This is a genomic window from Paenibacillus sp. NPDC056579 (genome assembly GCF_042793215.1).
GTDB lineage: Bacteria > Bacillota > Bacilli > Paenibacillales > NBRC-103111 > Paenibacillus_S.
Genome location: NZ_JBHTVD010000006.1, coordinates 125,245 through 137,896 on the forward strand (window position 1 = coordinate 125,245; position 12,652 = coordinate 137,896).

Here is a 12,652-nt window from a genome sequence, read left to right on the forward strand (position 1 = left end):
TGTACCAAAGTTGAATGCAGTCCTGATTAAAAGTAAGGGGAATTTTTATGGAAAAATTCGTGATATTGTTAAACTTCCTATCCATTCGTTGTACACTAATAGAATCCGAACGATATATTGACAGCAGAAGGGGACGAGCCTATTGGAGCCAGCATTGAACCGCAGAGTGTATAGCCCGATTGCATTGCTTTTGGCCGCTGCCTGTTTGACCGTATCCTGCAGCAAGGAAGAGGAACCGAAGCCGGTGCAGGAACGAGTAAAGATTACGGTCCATATGATCGGTACAAGACCTCTTCCCGATCCGAAGGAGGATCCCATCAAGCAAGAGCTTGACAAAAAACTGGGTATAGATTTGATCATCCGCACGTTTCTTCCCGAGGATTATGAGAACCAGCTGAAGATGGGGATGGCGACGGGCTCCAATGCAGATTTGTTCAGTATCGGAAACCGCCAAGATTTCGTTCACTATAGCAACCAACAGTTACTTCTTGACCTGTCGCCGTATTTGGATTTACTTGAACCTTCCTTACAGATGGTCGGAAAGGAGAGGTTGCGACTTGTGGAGGTCGTAGGAGGTGTCTACGGCTTGCCCATAACGGAAACCGCTTATCAATACAGCTATTGGATCCGGCAAGATTGGCTGGAGAAGCTGAAGCTGAATGTTCCCCGAACGACAGAGGAGTTTCTTACCGTGGTCCGGGCGATGGCAGAGAAGGACCCCGACGGTAACGGGAAAAAGGATACGTACGGGTTCAGCGGAAGGCCGAATCAGGCGCTTGGGCCGCTGTTCGGCGCTTTTGGCACGACGTATCCGGGCTCATTCTATAAAAAAGACAACAAGCTGATTAATTCGCTGTATGATCCGGCAACGCCCAAGGCGCTTTCTTACATCCACTCGATATTCGAGACGCAGGGGGTGGATCCCGGCATTGTCTCGAATACGGGCCTGCAGCACAAGGAGAAAGCGTTACAGGGGCAGCTCGGACTGTTCTATTTCAATTGGCCGAACTGGCAGCTGGATGAGTATCGGACAATGAATGCGAACGCCCACTGGATTCCGATTGATCCCCCGCAGGGGCCAGACGGCGACAAGTATGCATATGCAAAGGACGTATCCGAAAGTATCCTTGTTATTCCCAAATCCGTTAGCAATGACAAGGTGAAGCTGAACAAGATTATTCAGCTCCTGAATTATATCTCCACCCCAGAGGGGAACAAACTTGTGATGTACGGTCTGCCGGGCAAGCACTATAATGAGACGAACGGAAAGATTGTCGTGAACGAGAATTTGAAGGAAATGCAGGGGTACGCCTATCAGTTGACTGGACGGGACGAGATGAGCTATCTCAGAACCAAGTTCCCGGATCGTGAAAAGGATTTTACGATGGCGGCGAGGCAGCCGTTCATACCCATCTATGACGGCTTGGTCCAGCCTCCGGACGGATTTCGATTGGACGACGCCAAGCGGTATATCGAGCAAGAGCTGTGGAAATTCGTCTACGGTCAGCGTCCGTTGGAGAGCTATAATCGGTTCTTAATGGAGCTGGAAGAGCAGTTCCACTATGAAAGCATGTATGTCGCTTCGGCCAAGCAGCAGATTAGCTTGGGTGACGGGCAATAGTGATCAAGATTCCAGCGCACTCTCGGGTTTAACTAATATGATGAATGGCTGTAGCTAGTAAAGGGCTGTTGACTAACAGAATATACAAAGGTTTTTGAGGAGCTGCGTAGAATATAATTTTACGCAGTTTTCTTTCGTGGGGATTCAGGTGATAATGGGGATTAACGGAGATAGGCAGTTGTTCGTGGTAGTTATTCGATAGCGGAAAGAGATTGCATACACAGGAAGCTATTTTGCCTCTGTGGGAGCAGCGAACAAACCGGCAGGAGAAGGATGCTCGTCGAACAGGTGTGCCATCCCTCAGGTGGCTCCGACAAACTGATCGTCTTGTCGGTAAGTCGGACGCGGGCGATCCAGAATAGAGGAGAGTATGCTAAATACAAGAATATCTAATCTATTAGAAGGTGTTAAAGCCATGCTCCGACTCGAGCTGAATTTATGGAAAAAGTCAATCTTTACCCGCTTGATCATCATTTTCCTTGTCATGATTATCCCTAATTATTTCATAGGCATCATGGTTTACAACTGGGGTGCTAATACGATTAGAGAAGGGATCCTGAATGCCAAATCAGCACAAATTTCGGACTTCCAAAAAAATTTGGACAAAGAAATTCAAGGAATCAAGCTTCAGCAATCGGATACGTTATTTAGCAGCGATCTTAATGTTCTTGCAAACGGGGCGGAGTATTTAGGCGACTATGAGAAAGGCAGCTATATTTCAAAGCTGCAGCAGCGTATGGCCGCCATTAAAAATAGTAGTCGATATATTGAAAGCGTTGATGCTGTAATTCCCTCTATTAACAAAAAGATTCATCACGGAACTGGTTTTGACGAAGTCACCGAAAAGGACCTCAATCTTATGGCTGTTCACGATAATTCAACCTTTTCGCAGCTTACCCGGTTGGAAGACCATCTTTATTTGAACGCCTTTTTCCCATTAAAATATTCGGAGTCGGATCCGCCTTTATATAATGTGATAGTGAAGCTATCGAATGAAGAACTTCGAAACGCTTTGAATCTATTTAATAACGACGGCGGCGGCTCTTTCATTTATGATTCGGGGGCAATCCCGTTCATCGTTTCTGAAGGTGGGGATCCGAACACTTTAGCACAAATCGTGAGCATGGTTGTTCACGATAAAGCTTTGTCTGGCCAAGGAGAACATGCCATCACAGTTGGTGACCATAAATATCTTTTAATATCCCAGACATCTTCGTATACCGGCTTCACTTTATTTCATTATATTTTTGAGAACTCGATATTCGAATCTTTGAATAAAAATAGAATATGGTTCTGGATATTATCAGCGGCATCGTTATTTATCATCGTTATTTTCACCTATTTCCTCTACCGTTACATTCGCCAGCCGATGAAGAAGCTCATACAAGCATTCAAAAGGCTGGAGATGGGGGATATGAGTTTTACGATTAAACATCAAACGGCAGATGAGTTCGGTTACTTGTATGACAGGTTCAACGCTATGATCGGTGAGCTGAATATTATGATTGATCAATCCTATAAGCAGAAAATACTGATACAGCGCGCCGAATTGAAACAGATGCAGGCTCAAATCAATCCGCATTTTTTATATAACAGCTTTTTTATTTTGTATACGATGACCAAGAGGAGAGATTACGAATATTTGCTGGAATTCCAGATGCTGCTCGGAGAATACTTTCAATTTTTGACCCGGAACGATGCCGATGAAGTGATATTGGAACAGGAAGTGAGGCATGCCCGAACTTACTGCGACATCCAGCGAAAACGGTTCGGGGATCGGATCCGCACCCGGTTCAGAGAATTACCTTCCGCGTTCTCTCAGCTCAAAGTGCCGCGGCTCATCCTTCAACCGATTTTGGAGAACGCTTTCGAACATGGCTTGGAGCGCAAAGAAAAGAATGGAAAGCTGGAAGTCGAATTCCAGATGGGCGACACCGATTTGCGGATTATCGTTGACGACAATGGGGAATACTTGACCGACGAAAAGCTGGAGTATATTAGAAGTAAGCTCGAATCGGAAGTGCAAACGGAAGAAATTACAGGAATCGTGAACATTCATCGCCGGATTCGTCTATATTTTGGCCAACAAAGCGGAATCCGGGTACACCGCAGCGAGTTGGGCGGATTACGGGTTACGATCGAACTTTTCATCCATTAAACAAGGAGGTAAGTGTATGATAAGACTTTTGATTGCAGATGACGAACCGGTCATTGCTGATGGGTTATATGATGAATTTATCGAATTGGGTGATCCGGAGCTTGACGTCATACGTGTTTATTCTGGCAAAGAAGCTGTTCGGTGCCTTGAGAAAACCAAATTTGACATCGTAATTTCCGATATTCGAATGCCGGGGGTGGATGGTCTAGAGTTAGCCCGACTTATTCATAACGACTGGCCCGAATGCAAGATCATTTTTTTGACGGGATATCGCGATTTTGAATATGCCTACGAAGCAATCCAACAAGGCGCCGTGAATTACGTTCTTAAGACGGAGGGCTACGACAAAGTAGTGGAAGCGGTTCGTCTCGCAATCGCCGGCATTGAAGCAAAACGGCAAGACATGCAAATCGTGACACAGGCAAAGAAGCAGCTCAAGACCATGTCTTCCATCCTGCGCAGGAATTTTCTTATCCATCTGCTTGGGGGCGCGAAATACGAGCTGCCGGCGCTGGAGGATGAGTTCGTACAGCTTGAGATGAATATGAGGGCACACGACGATTGTCTTTTGTTCATGGCGAGAGTCGACACCTTGCCATACGGTCTCTCTTATTTGGATCAAAATCAATATTATTACTCGATTGAGCATATTGCAGAGCAATATTTATCTCCGAGACTGCATCTATTGCCATCGGAAGACAGCCATGGCAACATGTTATGGGTGGCCCAACCCAGACATGATTATGAGGGGGAAGCTTCTGAAGAGAAAGCTGCGGTTTTCCTTAAGGGAACTTTGGAATCCATTCAACGAGCATGCAGGGAATCGCTCAATACGACGGTTTCGTTCGTCATGCTCACCTTTCGAATTCGATGGAATCAATTACCTGAAGGTTATAACCAACTTCGGTATTTAATGGATTTCCGAATCGGCTCGGGTATCGAAATGCTCTTAACGGACGAGAGCGTACCTGCTTCCGAAATCGCGAAAACGGCTGTACCGGCCAAATATTTCCCCTTCGGCAAGCATATGTCATTAGAATCGCTGCTTGAAAAAGGGGAAAGGGATTCATTTATGAAGGAAATGGACGATATCGCAAGCCAACTCCATCCCGATGCCAGCATCCTTGATCCCATCGTACAAGAAATATTTTTTTCGGTGTCGACCCTTTTGTTTTCCCATATGAACCGCTGGAATTTGCTTCCTCGCCTCTCTTTGCAAACCGGATATTACCGATTATTCCGCGTGGACGAATTCTCGACCTTCGCCGAAGCGTGGACGTTTGTCAAGCAACTTGCAGGCCATATTATTGATGTACAGGATATCGAAAGGAACAAAAGGGCGTCGGATACCGTTTCATTCGTATGTCAGTACATTCAGGATCATATTGAAGATGAACTTACCTTAGTCAAGCTATCGGAGCGGGTTCATTTCAATCCGGCGTATTTGTCCCGATTGTTCAAGCAAGAAACAGGGAGCACCCTTACCGATTATATCCAAGAGAAAAAAATCGCAAGGGCCAAGCAGTTGCTTGAGAATACCGACATCAATGTCCATGAGATCGGGGAAATGCTCGGATACGGGTACGGCTCCAATTTCGCCCGCACATTCAAGAAATTAACCGGCATGAGTCCCAAAGAACACCGGGAATCGTTCAATAAGTATTAAAATGATTCGAATGTCATCAAATGATCGTATGAAAGCGTTTCAACCCCTTTTATACTAGTAATCAAGAGAGGCGCCTCTTCCATTATACGATAATTCGAAAGGGGGTCAGGTTTCTTTGAACAAACGTATGAAGCTTGTTACTACGGTTGTACTATCTATTCCATTGATCCTGGTATCGGCTTGTTCGAAATCTGCCAATGAGCCCGAAAGCTCAGCTAATGAAGGCATTAAACCCACTAATCCCTCAGCTGTTGAAAGCCCTGCACCTGCCGATCCCATGGCGAAATACGCGACCTCGATCACAGTGACATCCGTCAAGGCCATCGAGGACGATGTCCAAAAGATGATAAACAAGCAAGCCGATGTGCTGACGAACAACATTTGGTCTAGAGCTTACGAAAATGAACTGGGGATCAAAGTGAAATACAACTGGAGTGTACCTGCAGCACAAATGGAGGAAAAGCTGAACGTGGCCATTTCCTCCAACGACCTGCCTGACATCATTCCAGCGAACGCCAGACAATTCAAAATGCTGGTCGATTCGGGGGTCGCCATGGATTTGACCCAACTCTTCGAACAATATGCGACTCCTTTCACCAAACAAATGTGGGAAGAGGATCGCGGGATTGCGCGCAGCCAAGCGACGGTTAACGGTAAGCTCATGGCCTTGCCTAAACTAGGCGGAGCGATTGATGCTGCGCCAATACTGTGGATTCGCTATGATTGGTTGACCAAAGCTGGCTTGCAGCCGCCGAAAACGATGGATGATGTGCTCAAAATCGCCGAAACCTTCACGAAGAGCGACCCTGATGGCAACGGTCAAAACGATACTTACGGACTCGCCTTTACGAAGAAGCTTTATGAACGCGATTTAGCTGACTTGTCAGGTTTTTTTGGGGGATACCATGCTTATCCAAACGGATGGATAAAAGGGGATTCCGGCCAGCTGGTATACGGTGGCATACAGCCGCAGGTGAAAACGGCTTTGTCCAAGCTAGCGGAAATGTACAAAAACGGTTATATCGACAAAGAGTTTTCCGTTAAGGATGGAACGAAGGTAGCGGAGTCGCTTGTATCTGGCAAAATCGGCATGTTTTTTGGTCCGCACTACGTTCCGTTCTATCCGCTGCAGGACGGTAAAAATAAAGACCCGAAAGCGGATTGGAGGGCTTACCCACTCGTCTCGGCAGACGATAAACCGGCTGTGCCGATGATTCACGGTTCTGTCCCAACCACAGGTGTCTACTTCGTTGTCAACAAAAATATGAAAAATCCGGAAGCGGTCATTAAGCTCTACAACTATCATTACGCCAAAGAAATTCCGATGAGCAAGGATTTCGATCCCAAATTTCACGGGATAAACGGCGAGCAAGAAACGCACCCGGATCAGCATTATAAGTGGTCGGTTTTGGGCGGTTCGTACCCGGCCCAGAACATTTTGATTCATGATGGTGTGAAAAAATATTTCGACACGAAAGACGAGTCGTTGCTGAACAATTTCTGGATCAAAGATAACATGACGCAAATCCAGAAGTACATGGACGGAGATAATAAACTGTGGAGTGCTTACGTCTGGTCCGGTCCGAAAGACAGCGCGTTCAGTGTGATCAGCGGATATTACGCCTCTAATAATTTTATCGTAAATGGATATATCAAAGCCGATACGGATTCAATGACGAAAAAAGGTGCAACGTTGAAGCAAATGCAGGATGAAACGTTTACGAAAATCATCATGGGATCTAATCCGGCAGACGAGTTCGACCAGTTCGTCGCAAAGTGGAAAAAACTCGGCGGCGACGATATTACTAAAGAAGTGAATGCAGTGAAATAAATCCGATAGAGATGAAAGGAATAGGAGAGCTCCTCGTCTTATTCCTTTCAATATGGAAGAGGGTGCAGAGCATGCAAAATGAAGTTATGACCATCAGTCAGGCCCAAACAAAGCCGAAAAATACAAAGCTCAAGTTCAGGCAGCAGCTCCCGATGTACGCGATGATTTTACCCAGCATCGCCATCCTGGCGATTTTCAGTTATTATCCGATGATCGGAATTATGATGGCCTTCCAGGATTATAACCCGACCAAAGGTTTTTTCGGTTCGGAGCTTGTAGGATGGGAAAATTTTCAATACGTCTATGAAATGCCGGATACGATACGTGTGCTGTGGAACACCATTTACATAGCTATTATGAAAATAGTTGCAGGGCTGGCGATTCCGATTCTGTTCGCCGTTCTGCTGGATCTAGTCCGCAATAGCGCGATAAAACGAACGGTCCAAACCGTCATTTATATGCCGCACTTTCTATCATGGGTCATTTTGTCCGGTATTCTGATCGATGTTTTGTCACCTACGGACGGGATTGTCAGCGTACTGATGAAATCGTTCGGACTCGAGCCGGTGTTCTTCCTGGCGAACGAAGACTGGTTTCCTTACTTGCTTGTTATTTCGAATACATGGAAAGAATTCGGCTATGGCACGATCATCTATTTGGCTGCCATCACTTCCATCGACAGCTCTCTTTACGAAGCTGCGGTTATGGACGGCGCCAACCGCTTTAAACAAATTTTGCATATAACACTTCCAGGAATGGCGCCCATTATTATCGTGATGGGGACACTCAGCCTGGGGAATGTCCTCAATGCGGGTTTTGATCAGGTGTTTAACCTGTACAGTCCGGTCGTCTATTCGACGGGCGATATTCTAGATACGTACGTTTATCGGATCGGATTATTAAACAGCCAATATGGAGTAGCGACGGCAGCCGGGTTGTTTAAATCCGTAGTTTCATTCATTTTCATCGCCATCGGATATAAGGCAGCAATGAAATATGCGGGTTATCGCGTGTTTTGAGAGGAGGGGTCACAGATGAACATGAAAAGGACATTCGGCGAAAAAATCTTCGACTACTTTAATTATGTATTCCTTGTCTTCATCGCGATTCTCTGCATCGCTCCGATTATGAACGTACTTGCTATTTCGTTCAGCTCCAGTACGGCAGCGACAGCCGGAGTAGTGAAGATGTGGCCGGTCGGGTTCAACCTGGAATCCTATAAATTCGCGCTCACCAAGCCCGAATTTATAAATTCATTTCTCATTACGCTGAAAAGAGTTTGTCTTGGCGTCGTTTTAGAGATGCTGCTGACCATCTTGGCTGCTTATCCGCTGTCCAAAGAACGACAAGAACTGATGGGCCGCAACGCACTGGCGTTTTATTTTTTCATCACGATGATCTTCAACGGCGGGTTGATCCCTTGGTACATGACGATCAAGCAGCTGCATTTGATCGATTCCATATGGGCTTTAGTTTTGCCTGGAGCCGTGGCGGTATTCAGCGTCATCGTGCTGATGAACTTTTTCCGGCAGCTGCCGAAGGAAATCAGCGAGTCGGCCATTATGGACGGAGCGGGGCATTGGACCATTTTATGGAAAATGTATGTGCCGCTGTCGACTCCCGCGCTTGCGACGTTGACGTTGTTCTCTTGCGTGCATCATTGGAATTCCTGGTTTGACGGGATGATTCTGATGAATTCGCCGGAGCATTATCCGCTGCAAACCTATTTGCGCTCTATCATCGTGTCCCGAGACTTGTCTACCTTTATGAATGCTTCGGCAGATGAGTTAAAGCTGCTGGCTATCATTTCGGACAGAACATTAAGAGCGTCCCAAGTCTTTATTGCCGCTCTGCCAATCTTATTCGTCTATCCTTTTCTGCAAAAGTATTTTATGAAAGGCTTGGTCATGGGAAGCGTTAAAGGGTAACTGATATTAAGTGAATTCACCATTAGAGTGAGCGATTATGGATGACTAAAAAATATGATGTTGCTGCTTACATTTGGCCGGAGTGAATCGGAGAATGGCAGACCGTAAAACATGCGGCTGCAAAGTTCGGAGGTCACGATTGGCCGAGAAAGCCTTTATGGGGTTCGTCAACGAAGCAGACCCGCATGTCATTGAAATGCAGATTGATGCTGCGGCAGATCATGGCGTAACTGTATTTATTTATGACTGGTACTGGTATGATAAGCATCCTTTCCTTGAAAACTGCCTGAATGACGGCTATCTGAGAGTGAGAAATAACGATCGAGTAAAGTTTTATCTGATGTGGGCTAAACATAATGTAAGCTACACATGGGATATCCGTCTTTCCCATTTACGGGACAGCCTGATTTGGGATGCGGCGGTTGATCGTAATGATTTTGAAAAACTTGCGAAAAGACTATTGAAAAGTACTTCCACCAACCCACTTACTACACTATAGATGGGAAACCCGTTTTCATGATTTACGACATTGCCAACCTGATGAAAGGATTATGGGGGATTTAACACTACCAAGGATGCTTTCGAATGGTTCAGAGCTGAAGCCATTAAAGGCGGATTGTCTTGACTTCATCTGTAGTTGACCTTGTGGGAGGAACAGAATTTTAATTTAAGTAGCGTGGATGGTGGAGTTAAGGTTACTTCAAGCGAATTGGTTCAACTTTTAGGATTTGACAGTATTTTTCACTATTAGTACTGTCACTTTACAGATATCGACAGAGATTACAAGGATATTATGAATGACGTGGTAAAAAATTTGGCTCGAATTGAAAAGACTTATCCCATCCCTTACTTTCCCCATGTTTCGGTAGGCTGGGACAATAATCCAAGATTTAAGGAGTTCGACTCAGGATTGTAAAGAAATATCATGCCTGAGAAGGTGCAAGCGGCCTTTGAGAAAGCCAAGGAATACGTTGGATGCTCACCCGGCTCAGCCACCTCTTATTACGATAAAGAGCTGGAACGAATGGACGGAAACAAGTTACCTACAACCGGACGACTTGTATGGTTGTAGGTATCTGGAAGAGTTGAAAAAGGTATTTTGTGAGTAAGGGACATCGCATCGAACAGAACTGGCTCTAACTGGAGCCGGTTCTTTTAAATTAAAAAGGAAAGTATGGGCTAATGACCCGTACTTCACAGCAAGGAGCAGCCATTCCACTTACACTGCCTCCTTCATTTCAGAGAGGAATGAATAACCAATGGGGAATTATGAAACGTATGCGCCCGTTAACTAGCTAAGAATCCCACCCTTTCAAGGGAGTGGAGGTTCAGGTAAGTATATTTTGGTAAGATCGATAGGAGGTCTGCACGTGTTCTGTCGTATAGATTTCGTGCAAATGTCAGCAGCTTGCTGCTCATGCATTTGTACCAACTATTCAAAGGTTTAAAGCAATACCGGGAATCGTTCCAAGTAAAAGAATGATTCGAATGTCATCAAATGATTGTATGAAAGCGCTTCAATCCATTTTATACTATTAATCAAGAGAGGCGCCTCTTATTTCATACGGCAATTTCGAAAGGGGGAAATTTTTGAAATAACACGAAGCTTGTTACTTCAGAGTACTACCCATTGCATATCCTGTATCGCCTTCTTCGAAATCTTCCGCGGAAACCCGAAAGCTCCACTAAAGCAAGCAAAAAAACGATAATACTTCAGCTGGAGGCGGTTAGATTCCGTACGGATTCGGTATCCGTTGTGTCCAAACAGATCATGACTGTTCAAGTACGGATCTAGTTAACAATGTAATCGGTTACAACGCATCGACGATTCAAAAGGAGGGGTCATTCCAATGAATAAAACGACTTTACTGCTGTTATTAATGGTCATGATCGTGATGTTAACCGCTTGCAGTAGGACGATGGAGGGCGACGCCCCCCAGGTTAAACCGGGTGATGTTAAACCGAAAGAGCCGGTAACGATCCGAATTGCCTGGCTACGAACTCCGGAAGATGCGAAGAAGGTGACGGAGCATCCTTACATCAAGGAGAAGTTCCCGTATGTCACGTTCGAATATATGACAGCCAACCCGGATGCGATCCAAAAAGAGATTGCCGGCGGAATTTCGCCAGATTTGATTGAATTGGTCGCCTCTACCATTCCTCCCTACAACGAAATGGGTCTAATGACAGACAATATGGATCTCGTTAGAAAATTTAAGGTGAATCTGGGGAAGTACATCCCTGGCGATTTGGAAACGATTAAAGCCTACAACTTGAATGGGGAGCTTTACGGATTACCCGCAGTCGTACCGCAAATCCGAAGGACGGCATGACCTGGGACGAAGTGATCAGTTTGGCCAAAGGATTCAGCAGAAGCGAAGGAGGGGTTGAATACCATGGGCTTGATATTCAATGGCCATGGCGATACTTGCCGTTTGCCTATGGATTACCCTTCACCGACACGGAAGGCAAAGTGGATCTTGCAAATCCGGGCTGGGCGGAGGTGCTGAGACTTTACAAGCGTGCTTACGATGAGCAAAATAATTATGCAAATAACGATTTTATTGTGCAGCATTTCTTGAAAACCAGGGATGTGGCGATGTATGCGGGTAATGCGAGCGCTATTATTGAGGACCACGACAACAAGTTCGGCGAATTTAATTGGGACATGGTCACATTTCCTAAATATAGCGGCCGCGAGCTGATATGGCCTGCGAATCCGTTCATGTTTGCCCCTACAAAGTCAAGCAAGCACAGGGAGCTGGCATTTGAGCTGACATTGGCCTTCCAGTCCGAGCCGATGCTGGAAACGGATCGGGCCAAGGAACAAGAGATGAAAAACCGGCTGCAGTCCGCGAATAAAAATATAGAGGCGATCTATGCCATGAAGCCAGTTAAATACGTGGCCAGCAAATATGACGCCACCGCCAATACGACATTGCAGAAAAAGATGGCCGAGTTGCAAATAGGAAAAGATATCAATACCGTGCTGCGCGAATGGAAGGAAGAGACGGAAAAGCAAGTCGAATCGCAGAAGGTGGGAAGTAAATAACTTTATGCGCGAGACTAAATTGAGTCACCGAATGAAAAAAGCATGATATCCATAAACACTGGGATAGAAGACTGTTTTATTGGCTGAAAGCGATTGCTTAAAATCGCTCATCCTGTGCTATCCGCATTATCCGAAAGAAGCTGAGAGCGATGATGCCCGTTGAAGCCAAGAACCAGCAGGCATCCCGGTTTACCCATCTGGAAGCGATGGGAAGGCGTGCTCGCTTACGAAAGCACAAGGCGGTCGAAGCGCTTGGAATTTCAATGATGCGCTGTCAGTCTTGTGCTTTCCCCAGAGGCGGAACCGATGCAAGCGTTAACAGGGGCATTGCTTGGCGAGTGTAGTTCTGAATTTATTCGGCTGGCGTGGAAATACGTGCTGCAAAATCATCCACAT

Annotated in this window: 10 protein-coding genes; all 10 read left to right on the plus strand. The window is 45.8% G+C overall.

Annotated features, from left to right (window positions below; all coding sequences use genetic code 11):
* Positions 1-142 precede the first annotated feature (142 nt).
* The 10 genes from ACFQ88_RS22875 to ACFQ88_RS22920 all read left to right on the plus strand — a co-directional run bounded on the left by ACFQ88_RS22875 (position 143) and on the right by ACFQ88_RS22920 (position 12,256).
* Complete coding sequence (locus ACFQ88_RS22875) at positions 143-1,621, plus strand: type 2 periplasmic-binding domain-containing protein (RefSeq protein WP_379457090.1); 1,479 nt, start codon at positions 143-145, stop codon at positions 1,619-1,621.
* Between the two features lie 415 nt (positions 1,622-2,036).
* On the plus strand, positions 2,037-3,779 hold the full coding sequence (locus ACFQ88_RS22880; protein ID WP_379457092.1) for a sensor histidine kinase: 1,743 nt from the start codon (positions 2,037-2,039) through the stop codon (positions 3,777-3,779).
* 16 nt (positions 3,780-3,795) lie between these two features.
* Complete coding sequence (locus ACFQ88_RS22885) at positions 3,796-5,445, plus strand: response regulator (RefSeq protein WP_379457094.1); 1,650 nt, start codon at positions 3,796-3,798, stop codon at positions 5,443-5,445.
* A 115-nt stretch (positions 5,446-5,560) separates the two neighbouring features.
* Positions 5,561-7,276: an extracellular solute-binding protein gene (locus tag ACFQ88_RS22890; RefSeq protein ID WP_379457096.1), complete on the plus strand. Its 1,716-nt coding sequence runs from the start codon at positions 5,561-5,563 to the stop codon at positions 7,274-7,276.
* A gap of 71 nt (positions 7,277-7,347) precedes the next feature.
* Positions 7,348-8,295 (plus strand): ABC transporter permease, encoded by a 948-nt coding sequence (locus ACFQ88_RS22895; protein ID WP_379457098.1) that lies wholly within the window; start codon positions 7,348-7,350, stop codon positions 8,293-8,295.
* Between the two features lie 21 nt (positions 8,296-8,316).
* Positions 8,317-9,204, plus strand: a complete 888-nt coding sequence (locus tag ACFQ88_RS22900) for a carbohydrate ABC transporter permease (RefSeq protein WP_379457939.1) — start codon at positions 8,317-8,319, stop codon at positions 9,202-9,204.
* A gap of 139 nt (positions 9,205-9,343) precedes the next feature.
* A complete protein-coding gene (locus ACFQ88_RS22905) occupies positions 9,344-9,703 on the plus strand; it encodes a glycoside hydrolase family 99-like domain-containing protein (RefSeq protein WP_379457100.1) in 360 nt (119 codons plus the stop codon).
* 472 nt (positions 9,704-10,175) lie between these two features.
* Positions 10,176-10,313, plus strand: a complete 138-nt coding sequence (locus ACFQ88_RS22910) for a glycoside hydrolase family 99-like domain-containing protein (protein ID WP_379457941.1) — start codon at positions 10,176-10,178, stop codon at positions 10,311-10,313.
* A gap of 741 nt (positions 10,314-11,054) precedes the next feature.
* Positions 11,055-11,537, plus strand: coding sequence for a hypothetical protein (locus ACFQ88_RS22915; RefSeq protein ID WP_379457102.1), 483 nt, complete (start codon positions 11,055-11,057; stop codon positions 11,535-11,537).
* Positions 11,534-12,256, plus strand: a complete 723-nt coding sequence (locus ACFQ88_RS22920; RefSeq protein WP_379457104.1) for a hypothetical protein — start codon at positions 11,534-11,536, stop codon at positions 12,254-12,256. Before ACFQ88_RS22915 ends, ACFQ88_RS22920 begins: the two co-directional genes overlap by 4 nt.
* Positions 12,257-12,652 lie beyond the last annotated feature (396 nt).